The sequence below is a fragment of the Stenotrophomonas sp. SRS1 genome (assembly GCF_026130205.1).
GTDB classification, from domain to species: domain Bacteria; phylum Pseudomonadota; class Gammaproteobacteria; order Xanthomonadales; family Xanthomonadaceae; genus Stenotrophomonas; species Stenotrophomonas rhizophila_B.
Genome location: NZ_JAINFD010000002.1, coordinates 276,679 through 302,114, shown reverse-complemented (window position 1 = coordinate 302,114; position 25,436 = coordinate 276,679). Strand labels below are relative to the sequence as shown.

18 protein-coding genes are annotated in these 25,436 nt (G+C 66.2%); 8 read left to right on the top strand and 10 right to left on the bottom strand.

Translation table 11 applies throughout. From position 1 onward, the window contains the following. Window positions 1–149: 149 nt before the first annotated feature. The 7 genes from K4043_RS07130 to K4043_RS07100 all read right to left on the bottom strand — a co-directional run bounded on the left by K4043_RS07130 (window position 150) and on the right by K4043_RS07100 (window position 7,346). Complete coding sequence (locus tag K4043_RS07130; RefSeq protein ID WP_265308734.1) at window positions 150–2,375, bottom strand: NADP-dependent isocitrate dehydrogenase; 2,226 nt, start codon at window positions 2,373–2,375, stop codon at window positions 150–152. Window positions 2,376–2,639: 264 nt separating this feature from the next. Then, window positions 2,640–3,203 carry a hypothetical protein gene (locus tag K4043_RS07125; protein ID WP_265308733.1) on the bottom strand — a complete coding sequence of 188 codons (564 nt, stop codon included), beginning with the start codon at window positions 3,201–3,203 and terminating at the stop codon, window positions 2,640–2,642. Next, on the bottom strand, window positions 3,200–4,027 hold the full coding sequence (locus K4043_RS07120; RefSeq protein ID WP_265308732.1) for an RHS repeat-associated core domain-containing protein: 828 nt from the start codon (window positions 4,025–4,027) through the stop codon (window positions 3,200–3,202). Before K4043_RS07120 ends, K4043_RS07125 begins: the two co-directional genes overlap by 4 nt. 137 nt (window positions 4,028–4,164) lie before the next feature. Next, entirely contained in the window at window positions 4,165–4,668 is a 504-nt protein-coding gene (locus K4043_RS07115; RefSeq protein WP_265308731.1) for a hypothetical protein, read from the bottom strand. Window positions 4,669–4,708: 40 nt separating this feature from the next. Then, window positions 4,709–5,002: a LysM peptidoglycan-binding domain-containing protein gene (locus K4043_RS07110; protein WP_121040566.1), complete on the bottom strand. Its 294-nt coding sequence runs from the start codon at window positions 5,000–5,002 to the stop codon at window positions 4,709–4,711. Between the two features lie 94 nt (window positions 5,003–5,096). After that, the gene (gene queF, locus K4043_RS07105) at window positions 5,097–5,915 is read right to left on the bottom strand and encodes an NADPH-dependent 7-cyano-7-deazaguanine reductase QueF (RefSeq protein ID WP_265308730.1); all 819 of its coding nucleotides are present in this window, start codon (window positions 5,913–5,915) and stop codon (window positions 5,097–5,099) included. 99 nt (window positions 5,916–6,014) lie between these two features. Beyond that, window positions 6,015–7,346 (bottom strand): M20 family metallopeptidase, encoded by a 1,332-nt coding sequence (locus K4043_RS07100; protein ID WP_265308729.1) that lies wholly within the window; start codon window positions 7,344–7,346, stop codon window positions 6,015–6,017. Between the two features lie 228 nt (window positions 7,347–7,574). On the opposite strand from K4043_RS07100, the gene K4043_RS07095 reads away from it, so the two are divergent. From K4043_RS07095 to K4043_RS07060, 8 genes are all read left to right on the top strand, one after another. Next, complete coding sequence (locus K4043_RS07095; protein WP_265308727.1) at window positions 7,575–8,813, top strand: efflux RND transporter periplasmic adaptor subunit; 1,239 nt, start codon at window positions 7,575–7,577, stop codon at window positions 8,811–8,813. Window positions 8,814–8,901: 88 nt separating this feature from the next. Then, on the top strand, window positions 8,902–12,141 hold the full coding sequence (locus tag K4043_RS07090; RefSeq protein ID WP_123729978.1) for an efflux RND transporter permease subunit: 3,240 nt from the start codon (window positions 8,902–8,904) through the stop codon (window positions 12,139–12,141). Between the two features lie 34 nt (window positions 12,142–12,175). Further along, window positions 12,176–15,301 carry an efflux RND transporter permease subunit gene (locus K4043_RS07085; RefSeq protein ID WP_123729977.1) on the top strand — a complete coding sequence of 1,042 codons (3,126 nt, stop codon included), beginning with the start codon at window positions 12,176–12,178 and terminating at the stop codon, window positions 15,299–15,301. Between the two features lie 241 nt (window positions 15,302–15,542). Then, complete coding sequence (locus K4043_RS07080; protein WP_265308726.1) at window positions 15,543–17,645, top strand: TonB-dependent receptor; 2,103 nt, start codon at window positions 15,543–15,545, stop codon at window positions 17,643–17,645. Window positions 17,646–17,870: 225 nt separating this feature from the next. Then, window positions 17,871–20,048 carry a YccS family putative transporter gene (gene yccS, locus K4043_RS07075; protein WP_265308725.1) on the top strand — a complete coding sequence of 726 codons (2,178 nt, stop codon included), beginning with the start codon at window positions 17,871–17,873 and terminating at the stop codon, window positions 20,046–20,048. A 139-nt stretch (window positions 20,049–20,187) separates the two neighbouring features. Next, on the top strand, window positions 20,188–22,077 hold the full coding sequence (locus K4043_RS07070) for an MFS transporter (RefSeq protein ID WP_265308724.1): 1,890 nt from the start codon (window positions 20,188–20,190) through the stop codon (window positions 22,075–22,077). Window positions 22,078–22,188: 111 nt separating this feature from the next. Then, window positions 22,189–22,548, top strand: coding sequence for a CD225/dispanin family protein (locus K4043_RS07065; protein WP_123729974.1), 360 nt, complete (start codon window positions 22,189–22,191; stop codon window positions 22,546–22,548). Then, window positions 22,548–22,967 (top strand): DUF2752 domain-containing protein, encoded by a 420-nt coding sequence (locus tag K4043_RS07060; RefSeq protein ID WP_265308723.1) that lies wholly within the window; start codon window positions 22,548–22,550, stop codon window positions 22,965–22,967. The genes K4043_RS07065 and K4043_RS07060 overlap by 1 nt, the downstream gene beginning before the upstream one ends. Before the next feature lie 9 nt (window positions 22,968–22,976). Here the strand turns inward: K4043_RS07060 and ampE are convergent, their stop codons facing one another. The 3 genes from ampE to erpA form a co-directional block, all read right to left on the bottom strand. Next, window positions 22,977–23,870: a regulatory signaling modulator protein AmpE gene (gene ampE, locus K4043_RS07055; RefSeq protein WP_123729972.1), complete on the bottom strand. Its 894-nt coding sequence runs from the start codon at window positions 23,868–23,870 to the stop codon at window positions 22,977–22,979. Window positions 23,871–23,990: 120 nt separating this feature from the next. Continuing rightward, entirely contained in the window at window positions 23,991–24,896 is a 906-nt protein-coding gene (gene nudC / locus K4043_RS07050) for an NAD(+) diphosphatase (protein ID WP_265308722.1), read from the bottom strand. Window positions 24,897–24,965: 69 nt separating this feature from the next. Next, window positions 24,966–25,355, bottom strand: coding sequence for an iron-sulfur cluster insertion protein ErpA (gene erpA, locus K4043_RS07045; RefSeq protein WP_019185327.1), 390 nt, complete (start codon window positions 25,353–25,355; stop codon window positions 24,966–24,968). Between the last annotated feature and the right edge of the window lie 81 nt (window positions 25,356–25,436).

The following is a 25,436-nucleotide window of genomic DNA, read 5'->3' as shown; positions in this document are numbered from 1 at the left end:
AGGAACAGCGACCGTGCATGCATCCACTTCCACAGGACCTGCTGCCACCATACGGCAGCGACTGGGCGCTTGCCCAGCGGGCGCCCACAAAAAAACCCGCGCCGAAGCGCGGGTTCTTCATCGTTCACCGCAGCCGCGGGACCGCTTCGTTACAGCGCAGACAGCGCGCTGTTGAAGGTGGTGCTCGGACGCATCGCGGCGCTGGCCTTGGCCACGTCCGGACGGTAGTAGCCGCCGATGTCGACCGGCTTGCCCTGCACCGCCGCCAGCTCGCTAACGATGGTCTGCTCGTTCTCGGCCAGGGCCTTGGCCAGTGGAGCAAAGCGGGCCTTCAGCGCGGCATCGTCATCCTGCGCGGCCAGGGCCTGGGCCCAGTACAGCGCGATGTAGAAGTGGCTGCCGCGGTTGTCGATGCCACCGAGCTTGCGTGACGGCGACTTGTCGTTGTCCAGGAACTGGCCGTTGGCCTGGTCCAGGGTCTTGGCCAGCACGGTGGCACCGGCGTTGTCGTAGCGGTTGCCCAGGTGCTCCAGCGAGGCCGCCAGCGCAAGGAACTCACCCAGCGAATCCCAGCGCAGGTAATCCTCTTCCACGAACTGCTGCACGTGCTTGGGCGCCGAACCACCGGCACCGGTCTCGAACAGGCCGCCACCGGCCATCAGCGGCACGATCGACAGCATCTTGGCGCTGGTGCCCAGCTCCATGATCGGGAACAGATCGGTCAGGTAGTCGCGCAGGACATTGCCGGTCACCGAGATGGTGTCCTCGCCCTTGCGGATGCGGTCCAGCGAGAAGGCGGTCGCTTCCACCGGGGCCAGGATGCGGATATCCAGGCCGGTGGTGTCGTGGTCCTTCAGGTAGGTCTCGACCTTGGCGATCACCTGCGCATCGTGCGCGCGGGCGGCATCCAGCCAGAACACCGCCGGGGTGCCGCTCAGGCGAGCGCGGTTCACGGCCAGCTTCACCCAATCCTGGATCGGGGCGTCCTTGGTCTGGCACATGCGCCAGATGTCACCGGTCTGCACGGTGTGCTCGAACACCACGGCGCCCGCCTCATCGGAGACGCGCACGGTGCCGTCGGCCGGGATCTGGAAGGTCTTGTCGTGCGAGCCGTATTCCTCGGCCTTCTGTGCCATCAGGCCGACGTTCGGCACCGAGCCCATGGTGGCCGGGTCGAACGCACCGTGGGTGCGGCAGTCGTCGATCACGGCCTGGTACACACCGGCATAGCAACGGTCGGGGATGACGGCCTTGGTGTCCTGCAGCTTGCCATCAGCATTCCACATGCCGCCGGAGTCGCGGATCATCGCCGGCATCGAGGCATCGACGATCACGTCGCTCGGCACGTGCAGGTTGGTGATGCCCTTGTCCGAATTGACCATGGCCAGGCCCGGGCGCTTGCCGTACTCGGCGGCCAGGTCGGCCTTGATCGCTTCCTGGGTCGCTTCGGGCAGCTGCGGCAGGCGCGCGAACAGATCACCGATGCCGTTGTTCGGATCGAAACCAGCTTGCTTGAGCACCTCGGCATGCTTGGCCAGCACGTCCTTGTAGAACTCTTCGACGACCACGCCGAACATGATCGGGTCGGAGACCTTCATCATGGTGGCCTTGAGGTGCAGCGAGAACAGCACGCCCTTAGCCTTGGCATCGGCGATCTGCGCCTGCACGAACGAGGCCAGCGCATTGCGGCTCATCACCGCGGCGTCGACGATCTCACCGGCCTTGACCGCAGTCTTTTCCTTGAGCACGACGCTGCTGCCGTCGGCTTTGAACAGTTCGATCTTCAGGCTGCCGGCAGTGGCCAGCGTGGCCGACTTCTCGCTGCCGTAGAAGTCACCGCCATCCATGTGCGCGACATGCGACTTGCAGTCCTTGGACCACTTGCCCATGCGATGCGGGTGCTTGCGGGCGTAGTTCTTGACCGACAGCGGCGCGCGGCGGTCCGAGTTGCCTTCGCGCAGCACCGGGTTCACCGCGCTGCCCTTGACCTTGTCGTAGCGCGCCTTGATGTCGCGCGAAACGTCGTCGGTCGGCACGTCCGGATAGTTCGGCAGTGCGAAGCCCTGGTCCTGCAGTTCCTTGATCGCGGCCTTCAGCTGCGGCACCGAGGCGCTGATGTTGGGCAGCTTGATGATGTTCGCGTCCGGGGTGGTCGCCAGCTGGCCCAGTTCGGCCAGGTGATCGGCCTCTTTCTGGTCGTCTTTCAGGTAATCCGGGAACAGGGCCAGGATGCGGCTGGACAGCGAAATATCGCGGGTTTCCACGGCAATGCCGGCGGTGGCGGTGTAGGCCTCGACGATCGGCAGCAGCGACTGCGTGGCCAGGAACGGGGCTTCATCGGTGAGCGTGTAGAGAATCTTGGGCGTGTTCGACATGGGGGATCAGGGCTCTCTTGCAGATCTCGTGAATGATGGCCGACGGCAATGCCGGGCCGCGTGCAACCGTGTCGCGTGCAGGGCCTCGCACAGCCTGGCCCGCACTTTCCCCGGGGACCGCGCCAACCAACGGCGCGCACGGCGGGAAACCCCTGCATTGTCGCGTTTTCAGCCCCCCGGAGCAAAGCCACCCCATACGCAAACGTACTGGAACGCTGTGGTGCATCGGCGCCAGGCCCCCGCAGTTTCCGGATGCAGAACCGCTCATTCGGAAACTGCGGCGGCCTCCGGGAGACCGTCCACCCATTCCGCGAGGGGCTTTCCCCACACGCTTTGGCGAGGACACGTGAGTGTCTGGCTGCTGTGGTTGCGCTTGAAACTACATACCCGGAAGCTGCCAACTGCCGCTGCCAGATCCTTTCGCTGTGAGGCGCCGGTCGCCGTGCCGATCAGATGCAGCGGCATGACACCCGATCGGCCAGGCTTGACGAAGATGTCGTATCGGGTCGAATCGCCCTCGGCTGTTCTGTAGCCTGAAAGCTGATAGTCAGGAAGGGTTAGTTTCAGATCGATAGAGGATCCCGGACTGGGCGGTTGCGGTGCGTCGCCTTCATAGACCAACAGCACCCTCCGTTGCTCCTTCAGAACTTCATGAATCCCGAAATCCGCAGGTGATTCGTAGCTGATCGACATCCCGGTGGGGACACGCAGGCAGGCGCCATAGAGGAAGTGATCGCAACTGTAGGCCCATACGCCCCCGTCTTGGGCGGAAGCAGCAAAAGGAATAATCGCTGCAGCAAGAGCTAGAACTCCGGAAAGTCTTTTCATACAACGGCACCCGGAACTCTATTCATTATTCCATTCCCACGCATCGGATCGGGGAGCCCTGTTCGCTTATCGTACTGATCATCGACACCTCCCAGATGACCTACTTCATGAGGGACAACTCCACTTAAAAATCTATCGAGGACATTTGCCTCGCTTCGCTTCCCACCTAGCTCAGCGAAGCTTCTTCCCGTTGGATTGGAGGTCTCGCCCTCAACCAGCTTGATCTCATTACGGGCAGGGCGCGGTGTCTTTTTATCTATATCTGAAACACTCACATTCACACGGGTTTCCTTACCATCAACGCTATAGGTACCTGACATCCCTGCCACCTGTTCCTTGAAGGATGCAATCCGCTCCGGTGTTGCAGCGTTTCCCGTGAACTTTGCGTGCAAATCTATCTTTATAGATCCATCTTTCATCTGCGTAACTACAGCGACACGTCCATCTGGGTCAGTGAACGAGTAGGGATTGCTGTTCGCATATCGATATCGGTTGAATTGAGATGCCTTTTCCCCATGAGGACTTACGGGATCCACGCTTAAAAAGATGCCCAACTCTGGAGAGAAATAGCGTTGCTGCATGTAACTGAGGCCTGTGCTTGAGTCTTGCACGTGCCCAGCGCAGCCCGGCGCATCGAGCACTCGTGGACCGACAGATTGGCCATAGGGCTCGTAGATAAACCGTGCTGTCACATTCCCCTGTTCATCACTGGTTGCAACCTTGTTGCCAAGAGCATCAGTGTGGATGTAGGTAACCGTCTGCGCATGAGCAGACCAGCCCATCATCATAGAAGCTAATACGCACCACCTTACTTGCCCCTTCATTTGGCGCTCCGATTTCCTTGTCAGAAGTCGAACCTTCTTATCACATCTGCATGCACCAGCCGCGCCCACAAAAAAGACGCAGCCTCGCGGCTGCGTCCATCGTGAGCCTGTTGCCGGGAGAGAGTCGGCGTCTAGGCTTACTTGACCTCAAACTCCTGCGGCGATCCGGCCGCCTTACCATCTACCATGACTTCCGCGCGGTACTTGCCCGCCGGCCAGCCATTGGCATTCTTGAAGGAAATGTTGGTGGTTTCGGCACCGGTGGTATTGACCACCTGGTTCTGCTCACCAGCCACCTGGCCATTCTGGAAGGTCAGCTTGGCCGCCACGTTGGCGTTGTTGGCGCTGCCATCGGTGCGGATCGACACGATGATGTCGTCCTTCGGCGCGAACAGCGCGGCCGAGGTGACGGTCTTGTCGGCTGCGGCGGTCTTGCCAACGGTAACGGCCGAAACGTTCACCCCTGCTGCAGCGGTCATCGGCTGCGGCGCGGCTTCGGTCATCGGGGCCGGGGCGGCCGGCGTCATCGCGGCGGGCTGCGCGTTGTTGTCAGCGGTGTCTTCTTTCTTCTTACAGCCGGCGAGGGCCACGGTGGCCAGAAGTGCGGCGAGAACGGCAGTACTGATGGACGACTTCTTCATGTGAGGTTGCTCCCTTGTAGATGATGGGCAGTACAGCGGATCAGGCTTTGGGCGGCAGTTTCAGGGTCTGGCCCGGTTGGATCTTGTCCGGGTCGTCCAGTACATCGCGGTTGGCCTCGAAGATGCGCTTCCACGCATTGGCATCACCCAGTTCCTGCTTGGCGATCTTGGAGAGCGAATCGCCCTTCTGCACCGTGTAGGTGCCCCCGACCTTTTCCGCAGTGGTATCCACCGAGGAGGTCACGCCCGAAAAATCGACCTGATCGACTTTCTGCGCAGTGGTATCAACGCTGGCGCTGACACCGGAAAAGTCGACTTTCTTATCGGTACTCATCCATACACTCCCGTCTTGATTGACGACATGGGAGGCACGGTGTCACAGCCCTTGTTAATGGGGCATGGCGTGGATGTGAAGACGTGCGGAACGCCTACTGGCGCAGGTCGCGGACGGTGCGCGCCGGGGCGGCGATGCCCGGGCTGGCACGCCACGGGTTGATGTCCAGCCCGCCGCGGCGGGTGTAGCGCGCTTCCACTTCCAGCCACTGCGGCTGGCAGCGCTGGGTGATCTCGCTGAAGATCCGCTCCACGCACTGCTCGTGGAACTCGGCGTGCTCGCGGTAGCTGATCAGGTATTTCAGCAGTCCGTCGCGGTCGATCTTCGGGCCGCGGTAGCGCACGCTGACACTGGCCCAGTCCGGCTGGCCGGTGACCGGGCAGTTGGATTTGAGCAGGGCCGAACTCAATGTTTCAGTGACCACCTCATCGGCATCGGCGAACAGGAACTCCGGGGCCGGCGGGCCGTAGCGCTCAATGGTCACCTCGCGCTCGTCCAGCGACTCGCCCTCGGGCTCTTCCACCAGCGGCGGCACCCCGAGCACCACCGTCACCACCGCCCCGGCACACGCCGACAGATCGCGGGTGATGCACAGCCGCGCGGCCGCGTCATCATCGAAACCCGTGCTGTTGAGCGAGTTGAGATACAGCTTGAACGACTTGGATTCGATCAGGTTCGGCGAGGTGCACGGCACGCTGACCGTGGCCACGGCCACACGCGGTTTGCCGCGACCGTCCAGCCAGCTCAATTCATAGGCCTGCCAACGGTCATGGCCGACGAACGGCAGCGCCGCCTCGTCCAGGCCGATCTCCTCGCGGGCGCCACGGCGCGGGATGGGGAAGAGCAGGCCGGGATCGTACTGCGACGGGTAAGCAACCTCGCGACCGAGGCTGGAGTCCTGGGGGGTATTCATGCCGCCATTTTACGCCGGTAGGCGCGCGGCGTCCGGCGGCGAAAACGAAAGGCCCCGGCCAGCGGCCGGGACCTACCGTCTACCAGCCGTCGTTTGACGTCAGCCTGCGCCAGGCGCCGCAGCCGCCGTCCCGTTGAGGTAATCCAAGCTCACCTGCAGCAGCGCGCGCAGGCCCACATCCAGCGCCTTCTCATCAAGCAGGAACTTAGGCGAATGATTGGCCGGCGCCGTGGCCGGATCGATCCCCTCGCTGGTGGAGCCCACGAAGAAGAACATCCCCGGTACCTGCTGGGCGTACAGCGAGAAGTCCTCGGCGCCCATCTGCAGCGGCGGCTCATACACATTGCCCTCGCCCACCACGGCCTGCAGGCTCGGCAGCATGCGCGCGGTCAGCGCCGGATCGTTGACCGTGGCCGGGTTGCCCTCGGACTCGTAGATCTCGGTTTCGGCCTTGGCCCCGTGCGCGGCCGCGGTGTGCTCGGCCACGTTGCGCAGGTCGGCGAAGATCTGCTGGCGCATGCCCTCGTCGAAGGTGCGGATGGTGCCGACCATCTCCACTTCATCGGGAATGATGTTGTAACGGATGCCGCCCTTGATCGCGCCGAAGGTCACCACCGCCGGCTGCTTGGAGAGGTTGGCGCGGCGGCTGACAATGGTCTGCGCGGTGCCGACCAGGTCGGCGGTGGCCACGATCGGGTCCACCCCGTTCCACGGCGCCGAGCCATGGGTCTGGCGGCCGATCACCTTGATCCCGAACCGATCCGATGCGGCCATCAGCGGGCCGCCACGCACCGCGATCTGGCCGGCCGGCACGCTGGAGAACACATGCAGGCCGAACACGGCCTCGGGCTTGAAGTCCTTGAACAGGCCTTCCTTGAGCATCAGCGCCGCACCGCCCTCTTCCGGCGGCGGCGCGCCTTCCTCGGCGGGCTGGAAGATCAGCATGACTTCGCCGGGCAGGTTCGCGCGCATCTTCACCAGCGCATCGGCCACGCCCAGCAGGGTGGCGGTGTGGGCGTCGTGACCGCAGGCGTGCATCACCCCGACGGTCTCGCCGCGGTAGGTGCTGGTGGCCTTGGAGGCGAACGGCAGGCCGGTCTGTTCGGTCACCGGCAGTGCGTCCATGTCCGCGCGCAGGGCGATCCGCGGGCCGGGCTTGCCGCCCTTGATGATCGCCACCACGCCGTGGTGGGCGATGCCGGTCTGCGGCTTCAGGCCCATCGCGCGCAGGCGCTCGGCCACCTTGGCCGAGGTGCGTTCTTCGCGGTTGGACAGCTCCGGGTGCTGGTGGAAGTCACGGCGCCAGTCGATCACCTGGGCCTTGAGGCGGGTCGCAGCGGCGGCCACTTCCGGGCGTTCGGCGGGGGCGGCGGCGGCCAGGCCGGGGGCGGCCAGCAGCAGGGCGGACATCAACAGCGACAGACGGGGCATTGAAGGTCTCCACGGGTCAGAACGGCGGTCGAACCTGAATGTAGGGCATCGGCGCCGGTCGCGCTGTAACTTTCTGCCCGGGCAAACGTTCATGGATGGAACCTCACCCGTCACATCCGGTCTGATCGCCCGTCCCATCCGTCATGCATGAAAGGCCACGGGCGACGAGTATGCTTTGCGCCTAGCCAACCGGGCCCCCGCCCTTCGCCAGCCCTCGGGAGTTATTGAATGTCGCGTTTCTGGAAGATCGTGCTGCTGGTGGTCGCAGTGCTGGTGATTGCCGTTGTGGGTATGCGCCTGATGGGCGGCAAGAAGGGGGATGCAGGCGACCCGGCAGCCGAAGGGCGCCAGGGCGGTGATCCGGCCAATGCCGGCCCGGTGCCGGTCACGGTGATCGATGCGGTCCGCCAGGACGTGCCGGTCTACGCCAGCGCGCTGGGCACGGTGGCGGCGATGAACACCGTCACCGTGAGCCCGCAGGTCGGCGGCCAGCTGATCAGCCTGAACTTCAAGGAAGGCCAGGAAGTGAAGAAGGGTGACCTGCTCGCGCAGATCGATCCGCGCACCCTGCAGGCCAGCTACGACGAGGCCGCGGCGGCCAAGCGCCAGAACCAGGCCCAGCTCGCCACCGCCCGCTCCAACTACCAGCGCTCCAATTCGGCCGAATACCGCCAGTACGTGGCCAAGACCGACCTGGACACCCAACGCAATCAGGTGGCCCAGTTCGAAAGTGCCGTGGCCGCCAACGAGGCCAGCATGCGCGCCGCCCAGGTGCAGCTGCAGTACACCCGGGTGACCGCCCCGATCTCCGGCATCGCCGGTATCCGTGCGGTCGACGCCGGCAATATCGTCAGCGCCGGCACCGCGCTGGTGACGCTGACCCAGATCCATCCGATCCATGTCGTGTTCAACCTGCCCGAGCGCCAGCTGCCGGCCGTGCGCGAAGCCCAGGCCGCCGGTGCGGTGGATATCGCCGCGCTGGACCGCAACGACGCGCACGTCCTTACCGACGGCGGAAAGCTGGACGTGGTCGACAACCAGATCAGCAGCGACAGCGGCACCTTCCGCGCGCGTGCGCTGTTCGACAACGCCGACAATTCGCTGTGGCCGGGCCAGTTCGTCAACGTCCGCATGCAGCTGCGCACCATCGCCGGCGGCGTGGTGATCCCGACCCAGGCCGTGATGCGCGGGCCGGACGGCGAGTACGTCTACATCGTCACCCCGGACAGCACCGTGGCCATGCAGACGGTGAAGAGCGGCGTGGAAGTCGGCGACAGCCAGGTGCAGATCACCGAGGGCCTGAAAGGTGGCGAGCGGGTCGTGAGCGAAGGTCAGTTCCGGCTCAAGCCGGGCGCCAAGGTGACCGCGCTCAAGCCGGGCGAAACCCCGGCCGCACCGACCGAAGCCGAGCTCAAGGCCGCCCAGCAGCAGGGTGGCGGTGGACGCCGCGGTGGCGGTCCGCGCTGATCGCGCCCGCCCTACGTACCTGACGCCGGCCCCAGGGCCGGCGTTCGCCTGATCCAACGCAGCACGACGCACCAGCAAGGACCCGCCCGTGGGCTTTTCGACGATTTTCATCCGCCGCCCGATCGCCACCTCGCTGCTGATGGCGGGCCTGCTGCTGCTCGGCATCCTCGGCTACCGCCAGCTGCCGGTGTCGGCGCTGCCCGAGATCGATGCGCCCAGCCTGGTGGTGACCACCCAGTACCCCGGTGCCAACGCGGTCACCATGGCCTCGCTGGTGACCACGCCGCTGGAGCGCCAGTTCGGGCAGATCTCCGGGCTGGAGATCATGACCTCCGATTCGTCGGCGGGGCTGTCCACGATCATCCTGCAGTTCTCGATGGACCGCGACATCGACATCGCCGCGCAGGATGTGCAGGCCGCGATCCGCCAGGCCACCCTGCCCTCCTCGCTGCCCTACCAGCCGGTCTACAACCGGGTGAACCCGGCCGACGCGGCGATCGTCACCCTCAAGCTCACCTCCGACACGCGCCCGCTGCGCGACGTCAACAACTACGCCGACTCCATCCTCGCCCAGCGCCTGTCGCAGGTGCAGGGCGTAGGCCTGGTCTCCATCGCCGGCAACGTGCGCCCGGCCGTGCGCATCCAGGTCAACCCGGCGCAGCTGTCCAACATGGGCTTGACCCTGGAAGAGCTGCGCAGCGCGCTGACCCAGGCCAACGTCAACGCGCCCAAGGGCTCGCTCAACGGCAAGACCCAGTCCTACTCGATCGGCACCAACGACCAGCTGACCAGTGCCGCCGAGTACCGCGACACCATCATCAGCTACAAGAACGGCCGCCCGGTGCGCCTGTCCGATGTGGCCAACGTGATCGACGGCGTGGAGAATGACCAGCTGGCCGCGTGGGCCGATGGCAAGCCGGCGGTGCTGCTGGAAGTGCGGCGCCAGCCGGGCGCGAACATCGTGCAGACCGTCGAGCGCATCCGCGCGTTGCTGCCGCAGCTGCAGAACGTGCTGCCGGCCGACGTGCATCTGGACATCTTCAACGACCGTACCGAGACCATCCGTGCTTCGGTGCATGAAGTGCAGTTCACCCTGATCCTCACCATCGGCCTGGTGGTCGCGGTGATCTTCGTGTTCCTGCGCCGCTTGTGGGCGACCATCATTCCCTCGGTAGCGGTGCCGCTGTCACTGGCCGGCACCTTCGGTGTGATGGCGTTCGCCGGCATGTCGCTGGACAACCTCTCGCTGATGGCGCTGGTGGTGGCCACCGGCTTCGTGGTCGACGATGCGATCGTGATGATCGAGAACATCGTGCGTTACATCGAACAGGGCAAGAGCGGGCCGGAAGCGGCCGAGATCGGCGCGCAGCAGATCGGCTTCACCGTGCTCTCGCTGACCATCTCGCTGGTGGCGGTGTTCCTGCCGCTGCTGCTGATGCCCGGCGTCACCGGCCGCCTGTTCCACGAATTCGCCTGGGTGCTGAGCATCGCGGTGACGCTGTCGATGCTGATCTCGCTGACGCTTACCCCGATGATGTGCGCCTACCTGCTCAAGCCCGATGCGCTGCCCGAGGGCGAAGACGCGCACGAGCGGGCGGCCGCCGCAGGCAAGACCACCGTGTGGTCGCGCACCGTCGGCCTGTACGAACGCAGCCTGGACTGGGTGCTCGACCACCAGCCGCTGACCCTTGCCGTCGCTGCCGGCGCGCTGGTGCTGACCGTGGTGCTGTACCTGGTGATTCCCAAAGGCCTGCTGCCCGAGCAGGACACCGGCCTGATCACCGGCGTGGTGCAGGCCGACCAGAACATCGCCTTCCCGCAGATGGAGCAGCGCACCAAGGCCGTGGCCGAAGCGCTGCGCAGCGACCCGGCAGTGACCGGTGTCTCGGCCTTCATCGGCGCCGGCACCATGAACCCCACGCTCAACCAGGGCCAGCTGTCGATCGTGCTCAAGGAGCGCGGCGACCGCGATGGGCTCGATGAGATCCTGCCGCGCCTGCAGAAGGCCGTGGCCGGCATTCCCGGGGTGGCGCTGTACCTCAAGCCGGTGCAGGACGTCACCCTGGATACCCGCGTGGCCGCGACCGAGTACCAGTACTCGCTGTCGGACGTGGACAGCGCGCAGGTCGCGCTGCAGGCCACGCGCCTGACCGAGGCGCTGCGCCAGCGTCCGGAGCTGGCCGACGTGGACAACAACCTGTCCAACCAGGGCCGCGCACTCGAGCTGACCATCGACCGTGACAAGGCCAGCGTGCTCGGCGTGCCGATGCAGACCATCGACGACACGCTGTACGACGCCTTCGGCCAGCGCCAGATCTCCACCATCTTCACCGAGCTCAACCAGTACCGCGTGGTGCTGGAAGTGGCCCCTGAGTTCCGCACCAGCACCGCGCTGATGAACCAGCTGGCGGTGGCCTCCAATGGCGCCGGTGCGCTGACCGGCAGCAACGCCACCAACTTCGGCCAGGTCACCTCGTCCAACTCGTCCACCGCCACCGGCATCGGCGCGCAGAACACCGGCATTCCGGTCGGCGCCGGCAACATCATCCCGCTGGCCGCCTTGGCCGAGAGCAAGGTCACCAGCACCCCGCTGGTGGTCAGCCATCAGCAGCAGCTGCCGGCGGTCACGGTGTCGTTCAACATCGCACCGGGCTATTCCTTGTCCGATGCGGTCAAGGCGATCGAGGAGACCAAGGCGGGCCTGGAGATGCCCTCGCAGGTGCACGCACAGTTCATCGGCAAGGCCGCCGAGTTCACCGGCAGTCAGACCGATGTGGTGTGGCTGCTGCTGGCCTCGCTGGTGCTGATCTACATCGTGCTGGGCGTGCTGTATGAGAGCTACATCCACCCCTTCACCATCATCTCCACCCTGCCCCCGGCCGGCGTGGGCGCGCTGCTCGCGCTGATGGTGTGCGGGCTGCCGTTGTCGGTGGACGGCATCGTCGGCATCGTGCTGCTGATCGGCATCGTGAAGAAGAACGGCATCATGATGGTCGACTTCGCGATCGAAGCACGCCGCACCGGTGCCAACGCGCATGAGGCGATCCGTCGCGCGTGCCTGCTGCGCTTCCGCCCGATCATGATGACCACCGCTGCCGCGATGCTGGGTGCATTGCCGCTGGCGCTGGGCACCGGCATCGGCTCGGAACTGCGCCGCCCGCTGGGCATCGCCATCGTCGGCGGCCTGCTGCTCTCGCAGCTCGTGACGCTGTACACCACACCGGTGATCTACCTGTACATGGAGCGCTTCTCCGAGCGCCTTCGCCAGCGCCGCGAGCAGCGTGCGCTGCGTCATGGCCATGGCCCGGTGCAGGAGCCGCAAGCGTGATGATGAGCACCGCAGGCCGTTGCGGAGGCGTTCGATGAACATCTCCGGTCCGTTCATCCGCCGCCCGATCGGCACCGCTCTGCTGGCCATCGGCCTGTTCGTGGTCGGCGTGATCTGCTACCTGCAGCTGGGTGTCTCGGCGCTGCCGAACATCCAGATCCCGGTGATCTTCGTGCACGCCAACCAGGCCGGCGCGGATGCCACGACGATGGCGTCCACGGTGACCGCGCCGCTGGAACGCCACCTCGGCCAGCTGCCGGGCATCGACCGCATGCGCTCGTCCAGCTCCGAAGGCAGCTCGCTGGTCTTCATGATCTTCCAGAGCGACCGCGACATCGATTCGGCCGCGCTGGACGTGCAGACCGCGATCAACTCGGCGCAGTCCGACCTGCCTGCGGGGCTGGGCACGCCGATGTTCCAGAAGGCGAACCCGAACGATGACCCGGTCATCGCGATCGCGCTGACCTCGGAAACGCAGTCGGCCGACGATCTCTACAACGTGGCCGACTCGCTGCTGGCCCAGCGCATCCGCCAGATCACCGGCGTGTCCTCGGTGGATATCGCCGGTGCCTCCACGCCGGCGGTGCGCGTGGACGTCAACCTGCGCCTGATGAACGCCCTCGGCCTGACCGCCGACGATCTGCGCAACGCGGTGCGCGCGGCCAACGTGACCTCGCCGACCGGCTTCCTCACCGATGGCAACACCACCACCGCGATCATCGCCAACGACTCGGTGGCGCGCGCGGCCGACTTCGCCCAGCTGGTGATCAAGACCGCCGACAACGGCCGCGTGATCCGCCTGCAGGACATCGCCAACGTCTACGACGGGCAGCAGGACGCCTACCAGGCCGCGTGGTTCAACCACAAACCGGCGGTGGTGATGTACGTGTTCACCCGCGCTGGCGCCAACATCGTGGAGACCGTGGACCGGGTGAAGGCGCAGATCCCGACCCTGCGCGACTACCTGGAACCGGGCACCACGCTCACCCCGTATTTCGACCGCACCCCGACCATCCGCTCGTCGCTGCATGAAGTGCAGATCACCCTGCTGATCGCGCTGGCGATGGTGGTGCTGACCATGGCGCTGTTCCTGCGCCGGCTCGCCCCGACCCTGATCGCCGCGGTGACCGTGCCGCTGTCGCTGGCCGGCGCGGCACTGGTGATGTACGTGCTGGGCTTCACCTTGAACAACCTTAGCCTGCTGGCGCTGGTGATCGCGATCGGCTTCGTGGTCGACGATGCGATCGTGGTGATCGAGAACATCATGCGCCACCTCGACGAGGGCATGCCGCGCATGCAGGCCGCCCTCACCGGTGCGCGCGAGATCGGCTTCACCATCGTCTCGATCACCGCCTCACTGGTGGCGGTGTTCATTCCGCTGCTGTTCGCCGAAGGCATGATGGGTGCGTTCTTCCGCGAGTTCACCGTCACCCTGGTCGCCGCCATCGTGGTCTCGATGATCATCTCCCTGACCCTGACCCCGGCGCTGTGCAGCCGCTTCCTGAGCGCACATGCCGATGCCGGCGCACCCAGCCGCTTCGGCCGCCTGCTCGATGCCGGCCACGACCGCATGCTGCGGATCTACGTGAAGCTGCTCGACTTCTCGCTGCGTCATGCCCTGTTGTTGTCGCTGACCCCGCTGCTGCTGATCGGCGCGACCATCTTCCTGTTCGGTGCGGTCAAGAAGGGCGCGTTCCCGGCCCAGGACACCGGCCTGATCTGGGGCCGCGCGAACTCCAGCGCCACGGTCTCCTTCGACGATATGGTCAACCGCCAGCGCCGCATCACCGACATGCTGATGGCCGATCCGGCGGTGAAGACCGTGGGCGTGCGCCTGGGCAGTGGCCGCCAGGGTTCCAGCGCGCAGTTCAACGTTGAACTCAAGTCACGCAAGGATGGTCGCCGCGAAACCACCGCCCAGGCACTGGCGCGGCTGAGTGCCAAGGCCGACCGCTATCCCGACCTGCAGCTGCGCCTGCGTGCGATCCAGGATCTGCCCAGCAATGACGGCGGGGGAGCCAGCCAAGGCGCGCAGTACCGCGTCTCGCTGCAGGGCAACGATTTGGCCCAGCTGCAGGAGTGGCTGCCGAAACTGCAGGCCGCGCTGAAGAAGAACCCGAAGCTGGCCGACGTCGGCACCGACGTGGACGCCGCCGGCCTGCGCCAGAACATCGTGATCGACCGGGCCAAGGCCGCACGCCTGGGCGTCTCGGTCGGTGCCATCGACGGCGCGCTGTACGGCGCCTTCGGCCAGCGCCAGATCTCCACGATCTACTCGGACATCAACCAGTACAGTGTGGTGGTCAACGCCCTGCCCGAGCAGACCGCAACGCCCGGAGCGCTGGACCAGATCTACGTGCGGGCCGGCAATGGCGAGATGGTGCCGATCACGGCGGTGGCCGAGCAGGTGCCGGGGCTGGCGCCATCGCAGATCACCCATGAAAACCAGTACACCACGATGGAACTGAGCTACAACCTCGCCCCCGGCACCAGCATGGGCGAGGCCAAGGCGATCATCGACAGCACGGTCAACGGCATGCGCATGCCCGGTGACATCCGTCTGGCCGAGGACGCAGGATTCGGCTTCGATTCGGACCCGATGGCGATGCTGATCCTGGTGATGGCGGCGATCATCACCGTCTACCTGGTGCTGGGCATGCTGTATGAAAGCCTGATCCACCCGGTCACCATTCTCTCCACGCTGCCGGCGGCGGGCGTGGGTGCGCTATTGGCGCTGTATGGCACCAATACCGAGCTGTCGGTGATCTCGATGATCGCGCTGGTGCTGCTGATCGGCATCGTCAAGAAAAACGCGATCATGATGATCGACTTCGCCGTGGTGGCGCAGCGCGAGCACGGCAAGACGCCGTTGGAAGCCGCACGTGAGGCCAGCATCGTGCGCTTCCGCCCGATCATGATGACCAGCATGGTGGCGATCCTGGCCGCAGTGCCGCTGGCGATCGGCCTGGGCGAAGGCTCCGAGCTGCGCCGCCCGCTGGGCATCGCGATGATCGGCGGCCTGCTGTTCTCGCAGAGCCTGACCCTGCTCAGCACTCCGGCGCTGTACGTGATCTTCTCGTGCCTGCGCGAGCGCTGGGTGGCTCGCCGGGCGCGGCGCCGCGAGAAGCGTGCGTTGAAGCGGGCCGCCGCCGCGCGGTGATGGCGGCATGCCTGCACTGAACGTGGTTCATGCAGGCAGGTGCCGACCGTGGGTCGGCCCGCCGCCGGATTGACGCAATCGACCCAAAAGAGAACAATTCGCATCAGCCACGGTCCTGCACTGCCCCCCGCGATGCCCCGCTGCCGCTGACGCGGCACGCCTGACGACTCAGCCACCCCCTCTTTTCCGCCTTCTTCTGATCGCGGACGGTGTGCTGCTGTCCGCGGAGGACCCCCACAACATGCGCCAGTCTGTGTCTTCGCTCCCGGCCGTGGTGCCGGGCCGCCGTGCCCTGCGCCCGGCCCTGCTCGCCCTTTCCCTTGCCGCGGCCTGCACCGCCCACGCCCAGTCCGCCCCGGATGGCGGCGCCCGGGCGCGCTCGGCCACCGATCTGGATGCGATCAAGGTCACCGCCGAACGCACCCATACCGACACCGGCGCCTTGGGCGACCGTGCCGTGCGCGATACCCCCTTCGCGATCTCGGTGGTGGGCCGCGAGGACATCGAGAAGCGCCAGGTGGTCTCGCTTGGCGAGGCCTTCCTCACCGATCCGTCCGTGGTCACCCAGGTCAGCGCCTACGCCAGCGGCTGGAGCTCGCCGATCCGCAACCGCGGCATCGATCTGAGCTACGACAGCTACCGCGTCAACGGCCTGCAGGTCTCTTCGTGGGGCACCGAGTGGCCGCTGGAAGTGATGGAGCAGGTGGAACTGCTGAAGGGTCCCGGTGGCTTCATGTATGGCTTCGGCCAGCCCGGCGGCATCGTCAACTACGTGACCAGGAAGCCGACCGAGGTCACCACGCTGTCGGCGCAGCTTGGCTGGCGCGAGGCGGGCATCGTCAGCGGCCAGGTCGATGTGGGCGGGCGCTTCGGCGACGAAGAGATGTTCGGCTACCGCTTCAATGCGTACCAGGAGAAGGGCGAGACGTTCAACGGCGGCGACGTGAACCGCAAGGTGGGCGCGCTGTCGCTGGACGCGCGTCTGAGCGACCGCCTCACCTGGACCTTCGATGGCGTGTTCCAGTCGCGCGAGCTCAGCAACGAATCCCCGCAGTACTACTTCATCGGCCTGACCGAGCTGCCGCGCCCGCTGGCCGGCGACATCGACAACAGCATCGATGGCAGCTACTACGACACCCGTTCCAGCCTGCTCTCCACCGCCTTGAACTGGCAGATCAACAGCGACTGGAAGGCCAGCCTGAGCTATGGCGTGACCACCTCGTGGAACGACGTCAACAAGATCTTCGCCTACATCGATGACGTCAACGGCGACTACGACGTCAACACCTACGAGCTCGGCGGCAAGAGCGAGTGGAAGCTGGCCCAGGCCATCGTGCAGGGCCGCTTCCAGACCGGCCCGCTGTCGCACCAGGTCGTTGCCGGCGTCTCCCACCAGACTGGCCTGGGCTGGGACCGTCCGTACGAGTGGAACACCCTCGGCCGCGGCAACATCTATCAGCGACCTACGCTGCGCCATGATGCGGTCGGCTCGCGCGTGCTCAGCCGCGGCAGCGAGACCGTGCAGCAGGCGGTGTTCGTGAGCGACACCGTCAGCTTCGCCGACGGCTGGTCGGTGCTGGCCGGCGCGCGCTACAACGACTTCGAAAACAAGGGCGCGTACCACACCTATCCGGTCACCCCGACCTACGCCCTGATGTACAAGCCGGCCGATGCCGTGACGCTGTATGCCAGCTACGTCGAATCGCTGGAAGCCGGCAGCCGCGTGGGCAGCGATTACATCAATGCCGGCGACGTGCTCGACCCCACCATCAGCAAGCAGTACGAGATCGGCGCCAAGATCGAGTACCCGCGCTGGAGCGCCAATGCGGCCGCCTTCCGATTGGAGCGTGGCGCGAACATCGACCTGATTACGTCCGCCGGCAAGCTGCTGGTGCAGGACGGCATCACCCTGTACGAAGGCGTGGAAGTCAGTGGCGATGTGCGCCTGACCGATGCCGTCACCCTCGGTGGCGGCGTGACCTGGCTGGACCCGACCTACGACAAGCTCTCCCCCGACAGCGTCGCCCAGCAAGGCAACCGCACCGCCGGCGCCGCCCGCTGGCAGGGCGTGCTGCACGCCGACTACAGCATCCCGCAGATTGACGGTCTGAGCGTGTATGCATTGGCCCGCTACTACGGTGACGTCTACTACGACGCCGACAACACCCTCAAACTGCCCGACTACACCCTGGTCAACGCCGGCCTCGGCTACCGCATGCAGGCCGCCGGCCATCCGGTCACCTGGCGCGCCGGCGTGGAGAACCTGGCCAACAAGAAGTACTGGTCCAACGCAGGCGTGGGCCTGCCGCGCACCTTCTCGGTCAGTGTGCGGTTCGATATGTAAATTGCACCGGTCCCGCTTTTCGATGCGCACCGACCCACTGTCGGAGGGTCGGCGTGGGTGGGTGGACGGGACCGTTTCGCGCCATGGATGGCGCGAATCGAGCTTACAAGGACGTACTTGCTGCGTGTCCCGGCAACCCACCCACGCCGACCCAGCCCCGCAGACAGAGGTGTCCCCTTCACCCCGCTCCGGCAATAATGGCGGCCTGCCTTCCGCCGAGTCGCCATGCCTTCGTTCGAAACCCGCGTCAGCCGCCTGTGGGCGCATGAGAAGGCCAGCTATGGCCTGCGGGTGTTCATTGCGTTGTCCGCGGCGATGGGGCTGTGCTGGTACCTGGACCAGCTGCCTGCGCTGCCTGGCGTGTTCCTGGGCATCATCGCCAGCGCGATCGCCGAGACCGACGACAACTGGTGGGGCCGGATCAAATCGGTGGCCCTGTCACTGGTGTGCTTCGTGGCCGCCGCCGCCGCGGTCGTGGTGCTGTTCCCGCATCCGTGGTGGTTCATCACCGCGCTGGCCGCCGCGACGTTCGGGCTGACCCTGCTCGGCGCGCTCGGCGAGCGCTACGCCTCCATCGCGCAGGCCACGGTTACGCTGGCCATCTACACCATGATCGGGCTGGAGCAGCACGGCGCGACCGATCTGCCCCAGGCGATCAACGCGGTCAGCCACCTGCTGGCCGGTGCGGTCTGGTACGCGCTGCTCTCCATCCTGTGGACCGCCCTGTTCGCCAACCGGCCCGTACGCGAGCGGGTCGCGCGCCTGTACCTGGAACTGGGCCGCTACCTGCAGCTCAAGGCCGATCTGTTCGAACCGGTGCGCGATGCCGACGTGCAGAAGCGCCAGCTGGCCCTGGCCGAGCAGAACCGGCGCGTGGTCGAAGCGCTGAACATCGCCAAGACCGCGATCCTGGCGCGCTTCGGACGCTCCGGCCGGCCCGGCGTGCAATCCGGCCTGTACCTGCGCCTGTATTACATGGCCCAGGACTTCCACGAGCGCGCCAGCTCCTCGCACTACCCCTACGGCGCGCTCACCGAGGCGTTCTTCCACAGCGACGTGCTGTACCGCTGCCAGCGCCTGCTCGCGCTGCAGGGTGAGGCCTGCGCCAACCTGGGCCAGGCGATCCGCCTGCGCCAACCGTTCCAGTACGGCGAGCGCACCAAGCAGGCCACTGCCGATCTCACCGATTCGCTGACCTGGCTGCGCGCCCAGCACAACCCGCAGTGGCAGCGTCTGCTGGCCTCGCTGGAACTGCTGGGCCACAACCTGCAGAGCATCGAACGTCGCCTGTCCGAGGCCGAGAAATCCGAGTCCACCCTGGACAACGTCGATACCCGCCTGCGCGATACCAACCCGCATACCCTGCACGAGATGGGCGTGCGCATCCGCCAGCAGCTCACGCCCGGCTCGGTGCTGTTCCGGCATGGCCTGCGCATGGCGCTGGCGCTGATCATCGGTTTTGCCGCGATCCGGCTGTTCAACGCCCAGAACGGCTCGTGGGTACTGCTCACCATCGTGTTCGTGTGCCGCCCGCACTTCGGTGCGACCCGCCAGCGGCTGGCGCAACGGATCGCCGGCACGCTGATCGGCCTGGTGCTCACCTGGGCGCTGATGCAGCTGTTCCAGGACCTGCGCATCGAACTGCTGATCGCCCTGCTCTCGGCGCTGCTGTTCTTCTTCACCCGCAGCGATCGCTACCTGGTGGCGTCTGCGGCGATCACGGTGATGGCACTGACCTGCTTCAACCTGATCGGCGATGGCTTCCTGCTGATCTGGCCGCGCCTGGTGGATACGCTGCTGGGCTGCGCGATCGCCGCGGCGGCCGCGTTCCTGATCCTGCCCGACTGGCAGGGCCGGCGCCTGAACCTGGTGATGGCGCGCGTGCTCGACAACTGCGCCAAGTACCTGCACGCCGTGCTCGGCCAATACGGCAGCGGCATGCAGGACGATCTGGCGTACCGCATCGCACGGCGTGACATGCACAACGCCGATGCGGCGCTGTCCACCGCGTTGTCGAACATGCTGCGCGAGCCCGGCCACGTGCGCCGCAACCTGGATGCCGGCTTCCGCTTCCTGGCGCTGTCCAACACTCTGCTTGGCCATCTCTCCGCACTGGGCGCCCACCGCACCCAGCTGGACAGCTACGGCCAGGATCCGCTGGCGCTGTCTGGCGGTGAACGGGTGCAGCAGGCGATGCAGCAGATCGCCAGTGCGCTGCAGCAGCGCGAGCCGGTGGCCGAAGACGCCAACGAGGGCGATCGGGCCCTGGCCGAGCAGCTGGAGCAGATCCCGGACGACATGCCGCCCAAGCTGCAGCTGATCCGCACCCAGATGGGGCTGATGCTGCGCCTGCTGCCCAAGCTGCGGGGCGCCGCCAACGAGGCCGCGCGCACGTTGAGGTAGGTATCGACCGTTGGTCGATACGGATGTTGAACGTGTCACGGCCAACGGTCGTGAGCTACCGCCCCGGGGCGACGCGCGCCGTTGCCATGCTGCGCCAACAGGGAGAATGCTAGGCTGCGCCGGTTCGCAAGGAGTCTCCATGTCCGGCCATAGTCAGTTCGCCCTGCTCAAGCAGCGCCGTTTCCTGCCGTTTTTCATCGTCCAGTCGCTGGGCGCGTTCAACGACAACGTCTACCGCCAGGCCATCATCGCGCTGCTGTTCTTCCTCGGCACGCCGATCGAAGAGCGCTCGCTGTATACCAACCTGGCGCCGGCGATCTTCATCCTGCCGTACTTCCTGTTCTCGGCGCTGGCCGGCCAGATCGCGGAGAAGCTGGAGAAATCGCGGCTGATCGTGATCACCACGACCATGGAAATCGCGATCATGTCGCTGGCCGCGCTTGGTTTCCTGACCGAGAGCATGCCGGTACTGCTGGTCGCGCTGTTCTGCACCGGCATGCAGTCCACCCTGTTCGGACCGGTGAAGTACTCGGTGCTGCCCTCGATCCTCAAGCCTGAAGAGCTGACCGGCGGCAACGGCCTGGTCGAGATGGGCACCTCGCTGTCGATCCTGACCGGGATGATCGCCGGCGGCCTGATCTTCGCCCTGTCCGGCAGCCATGGTCCGATCGTGGCCGCCACCGCCGTGATCGTGCTCGCGGTGGCCGGCAACCTGACCGCACGCATGATCCCCAAGGTCGATGCCGGCGCGCCGGACCTGAAGATCCACTGGAACCCGCTGCCCGAGTCGCTGGCAGTGCTGCGCATGGCCAAGAAGCAGAAGGCCGTGCGCAACGCGATCCTGGGCGTGTCCTGGTTCTGGTTCGTCGGCACGATGATGACCTCGCAGCTGCCGACCTATGCCGAGGTCAACCTCGGCGGCGGCTCCCTGCTCTACATCTTCGCGCTGGCCCTGTTCTCGCTGGGCACCGGCACCGGTTCGCTGCTGTGCGAGAAGCTGTCCGGGCGCACCGTGGAAATCGGGCTGGTGCCGCTGGGCGCGTTCGGCATGACCGCCTTCATGCTCGACCTGTACTTCGCCCGCGTCGGCGAAGCGGCGACGGCCGGGCTGTCGATCTGGCAGTTCGTGCAGGCCCCGGGCAGCGCGCGCATCATCATCGATCTGATCGGCATCGGCCTGTTCACCGGCTTCTTCGTGGTACCGCTGTTCGCCCTGATCCAGAGCCGCACGGCCAAATCGGAAATGTCGCGCGTGTTCGCCGCGCTCAACATCCAGAACTCCGGCTTCATCGTGCTGGCGGCGGGGCTGGGCCTGCTCACCCAGCGCGTACTCGACTGGACCATCCCGCAGCTGTTCCTGGCGCTGGCGATCGCCAATGCCGTGGTGTCGATCTACATCTTCACGATCGTGCCCGAGTTCCTGATGCGCTTCCTCAGCTGGGTGATGGTGCGCGCGCTGTACCGGCTGCGTCCGCATGGCATCGAAGCCAACGTACCGGACGAAGGGGCGGCACTGATCGTATGCAACCACGTCAGCTACATGGACGCGCTGATCCTGTCGGCGACCCTGCCGCGCCCGGTGCGCTTCGTCATGTACTACAAGATCTTCAACATCCCGGTGATGCGCTGGATCTTCCGCACCGCAAAGGCCATCCCGATCGCCGGCGCACGCGAAGATCCCGCGCTGATGCAGGCCGCCTTCGATGAGGTGGACAAGGCGCTGGCCGAGGGCGAGCTGGTCTGCATCTTCCCGGAGGGCGCGTTGACGCGCGATGGGCAGGTGGGCGCGTTCAAATCGGGCGTGGAGAAGATTCTCGAACGTCGCCCGGTACCGGTAGTGCCGATGGCGCTGCGCGGGATGTGGTCGAGCATGTGGAGCCGCCGCGACACGCGCCTGGGCCGCATGCGTGTGCCACGCCGTTTCCGCGCGCATGTCGAGGTCGTCGCATCTGCGCCGATCGCAGGCGAGGTCGCCACCGCGCCGATGCTGGAAACCCAGGTGCGGCAGCTACGTGGCGATCAGGCGTGAGCCCCGCGCTGCCTGCATGTAACCGTATACATAGAGGCAGGCACATCGGTTAGATTACCGCCCGGGACACCTCGTACGCACCCACCCACCCAAGCAAATGGAGTTTCGCTGATGAATGCCACTGCCCCCCTGCCGCCCGCCCCGGGCAGCATTCCGAACCACCTGATCTGGTCGATCGTCGTCACCATCCTGGCGTTCTTCGTGTGCTGCCTGTCGTGCCTGAGCTTCCCGGGCATCGTCACCGGCGTCGTCGCGATCGTATTCGCCAGCAAGGTCAACGGACTGCTCAACCAGGGCGACCTTGAAGGCGCACGTCGTGCCTCCAAGAACGCCAAGATCTGGGCCTGGGTCACCACCGGCTTCCTGATCGCCGGCGTCGTGCTGTTCGTGATCTCGCTGGCCTTCATGGGCGTGGACGGTTACATGGAACAGATGCAGCAGTTCCAGCAGCAGATCGAAAGCAACAGCTGATGATCGCGCTGCACGGCAAGCGCTGGTTGCTGGCGGTGTTGCCACCGGCCGCCTTGGCGGCCGGTGCGGGGATCTGGGTGCTGCGGCACTACGACCCCAACAGCGCCAGCAGTCCGTTCCCGCCGTGCAGCTTTCTGGCGGTCACCGGGTATTACTGCATCGGCTGCGGGCTGACGCGTGCACTGCACGCGCTGGCTCATGGCGATGTGGTCACCGCCTTTTCGATGAATCCCCTGGCCATGCTGATGCTGGCCATCGCCCCGCTGGTACTCGGTTGGGCACTGGGCTGGCGACCACGCGCGCTGCAGCCGTTGATCACGCTGCTGATGAAGCCCGCTTTCTGGCTGATCCTGCTGCCCGCATACTGGATCGCACGCAACCTGCCGTGGGTGCCGTTTACCTGGTTGGCGCCGGGCTGACCCGGACCATCAGGTGACCCAACCGGCGATCACCAGCAGCGCCAGCACCGCCATCCACAGCAGCAGCATGCGCCACACCAGGCTCATCGCATCGCGCAGCTCCGGCAGACGACGCCACACCGGCACCATCCCCGCATCACTGTAATCATGCGCATCCTCGCGAAGCTCGGCGCTCACGCTTGCCCGCGCGACCGCACCGAGGAAGTGTGTCGAGGCCGACCACTGATTGCCGTGCGCCTCGCGCCACGCCTTGAACGCGGTATCGAAATTGCCGACCAGCGCCATCGACAGTGACATCAACTGCGCGACCGGCCACTCCAGCCAGGCCAGCACCACGCGCGCACCGGCGACCGCTTCCACGCTGGCCAGCGAGCGCATCGGGCCAACCGCCAGCAAGGCCAGCAGGCGATACAGCAGCGCACCGACCGGGCCCAGCAGCAGGAACCAGAACAGCACTGCGAACCAGCGCCGCAGCGCGTTGAGCACCGTTGCTTCGACGAGCGAGGGGACGTCTTCCTGCAGGCTGCCACCGGCGGACTGCAACTGTGCGATCGCCAGGTGGCGGGCGTGGGCGTCATCGGCGTCGATCACCGTCTCGACGTCGCGGTCCAGATCGCGCGGACCCCAGCACATCACCAGTACCAGCACGCCCAGCAGCAGCGACGGCAGGCCGTAGACGCGGTCATCGAACAGCCACTGCAGCAGGCCCAGCACCGCCACGAACGGCAGCACGGCCAGCCAGGCGCCCTTGCGGCCGCGCCAGAAGCCGTCTTCGGCGGCGTGCCGGTCCAGCCACTGCAGCCAGCGCCGGTACAGGCCGAAACGCCGCAGCGCGACGGCCACGCCCGGCGCGACATGGCCCAGGGCCAAGGCAACCAGCACGGCGACCAGGGTGGTGAACATGTAAGCCTCCGGCTCGGGACGTGGAACGCGCCGCTACTATGCCTTGCGGCCCGGCAATTCCCCGGGCCGTTGGTAATGTACCGCGCCGCGTGTTCAGCCGGCGGCAACGGCAGGCGCCCCTCAGGCGACCTGTTGGCGGTACCAGTGTTCGATCAGGCTGCGCGAGATCGAGATGGGCGGGGACAGACGGATGCCGTCGCCGTCATCCTCGACATCCCGGGCGAGCGCCGCGCCCACTTCCTCGGCAGTGAACCAGCGCGCATCTTCCAGTTCGCCGTTCACGGTCGGCACGTCGTCTTCGGCCGTGGCGGCGAAGCCGAGCATCAGTGCGCCCGGGAACGGCCACGGCTGGGTGCCCAGGTAGCGGCACTCACGCACACGTACGCGGCTTTCTTCGAAGACCTCGCGGACCACGGTCTGCTCCAGCGATTCGCCGGGCTCCACGAAGCCGGCCAGCACCGAGTAACGGCGCGGGGCCCAGTTGGCCTGGCGGCCCAGCAGCAGCCGGCCCTGGTTTTCCACGGCCACGATCACCGCCGGATCCACGCGCGGGTAGTGTTCGGTGGCGCACTGGCCACACCGACCGACGAAGCCGCCGCGGCTGAAGGTCACCGCGCCACCGCACACCCCGCAGAAGCGGGTGCGCGACTGCCAGTAGGACATGCCCCGGGCGTAACAGAAGGCGGTGGAATCGGCGATGGACCAGGTGGCGGCAGACTGGCGCAGATCCACGCGCTGCGGCGCGGCCACCGTCACGGCGGCGGCCTCCAGCGAGAACCACGCCTGCTCGCCGCGCAGGCCGAGGAAGATCGCGGTGCCGGGCCCGCCGCCGAGATCGGCGCCGGTCAATGGCAGTGGCTGACCGTCATCGCCGGCCAGGGCCGTGCCATCGGGATCGAGTACCAATACGCGCGCGTCCGGCCACAGGCGCAACAACGCATCGGCGTCATCGCGCAGGGTATCGGCGCGCTCCAACGGCTCGCTGACGAAGGCGAAACCGGAAAGCTGCGGAGTAAATGTGGACATCGCAAGAGCCTGCCCACATTCGGCGGGGCTGGCAAGCGGCAACCGACCGTTTGGCCGGTTGCGCGCACATCACATGCTGAAACTGCTGCCGCAGCCGCAGGTGGTCTTCGCGTTCGGATTGCGGATCACGAACTGCGCGCCGGTCAGGCTTTCGGTGTAATCCACCTCGGCGCCCATCAGGTACTGCAGGCTCAGCGGATCGACCAGCAGCGTGACGCCGGCGGTATCCACGGCCAGATCGTCTTCGGCGCGGTTCTCGTCGAACTCGAACCCGTACTGGAAGCCGGAACAACCGCCGCCTTCGATGTAGACGCGCAGGGCGAGGGCAGCATTGCCCTCATCCTGGATCAGCTCCTTGACCTTGGCCGCAGCGGCCTCGGTGAAGTTCAGCGGACGGTCCAGGGACTGGTAGTTCGGCGCGGCGGCGGGAGCGCCGGGCAGGGAAACAAGCGTGCTCATGCCCCCAGCATGGGGGTGCATGAGCACGGTTTCAAGCTCAGGCCATCGCCTCGGCCAGCTTCTTGCGGGCCGCGGTGTCCT

What these genes read in the sequence shown, in the direction of transcription:
- K4043_RS07065 (WP_123729974.1), top strand. Translation starts at nt 22,189, where the DNA reads ATGAATGCCACTGCCCCCCTGCCGCCCGCCCCGGGCAGCATTCCGAAC.
- K4043_RS07125 (WP_265308733.1), bottom strand. Translation starts at nt 3,203, where the DNA reads ATGAAAAGACTTTCCGGAGTTCTAGCTCTTGCTGCAGCGATTATTCCT.
- K4043_RS07070 (WP_265308724.1), top strand. Translation starts at nt 20,188, where the DNA reads ATGTCCGGCCATAGTCAGTTCGCCCTGCTCAAGCAGCGCCGTTTCCTG.
- K4043_RS07120 (WP_265308732.1), bottom strand. Translation starts at nt 4,027, where the DNA reads ATGAAGGGGCAAGTAAGGTGGTGCGTATTAGCTTCTATGATGATGGGC.
- nudC (WP_265308722.1), bottom strand. Translation starts at nt 24,896, where the DNA reads ATGTCCACATTTACTCCGCAGCTTTCCGGTTTCGCCTTCGTCAGCGAG.
- K4043_RS07095 (WP_265308727.1), top strand. Translation starts at nt 7,575, where the DNA reads ATGTCGCGTTTCTGGAAGATCGTGCTGCTGGTGGTCGCAGTGCTGGTG.
- K4043_RS07110 (WP_121040566.1), bottom strand. Translation starts at nt 5,002, where the DNA reads ATGAGTACCGATAAGAAAGTCGACTTTTCCGGTGTCAGCGCCAGCGTT.
- K4043_RS07100 (WP_265308729.1), bottom strand. Translation starts at nt 7,346, where the DNA reads ATGCCCCGTCTGTCGCTGTTGATGTCCGCCCTGCTGCTGGCCGCCCCC.
- yccS (WP_265308725.1), top strand. Translation starts at nt 17,871, where the DNA reads ATGCCTTCGTTCGAAACCCGCGTCAGCCGCCTGTGGGCGCATGAGAAG.
- ampE (WP_123729972.1), bottom strand. Translation starts at nt 23,870, where the DNA reads ATGTTCACCACCCTGGTCGCCGTGCTGGTTGCCTTGGCCCTGGGCCAT.
- K4043_RS07085 (WP_123729977.1), top strand. Translation starts at nt 12,176, where the DNA reads ATGAACATCTCCGGTCCGTTCATCCGCCGCCCGATCGGCACCGCTCTG.
- erpA (WP_019185327.1), bottom strand. Translation starts at nt 25,355, where the DNA reads ATGAGCACGCTTGTTTCCCTGCCCGGCGCTCCCGCCGCCGCGCCGAAC.
- K4043_RS07130 (WP_265308734.1), bottom strand. Translation starts at nt 2,375, where the DNA reads ATGTCGAACACGCCCAAGATTCTCTACACGCTCACCGATGAAGCCCCG.
- K4043_RS07080 (WP_265308726.1), top strand. Translation starts at nt 15,543, where the DNA reads ATGCGCCAGTCTGTGTCTTCGCTCCCGGCCGTGGTGCCGGGCCGCCGT.
- K4043_RS07115 (WP_265308731.1), bottom strand. Translation starts at nt 4,668, where the DNA reads ATGAAGAAGTCGTCCATCAGTACTGCCGTTCTCGCCGCACTTCTGGCC.
- K4043_RS07060 (WP_265308723.1), top strand. Translation starts at nt 22,548, where the DNA reads ATGATCGCGCTGCACGGCAAGCGCTGGTTGCTGGCGGTGTTGCCACCG.
- queF (WP_265308730.1), bottom strand. Translation starts at nt 5,915, where the DNA reads ATGAATACCCCCCAGGACTCCAGCCTCGGTCGCGAGGTTGCTTACCCG.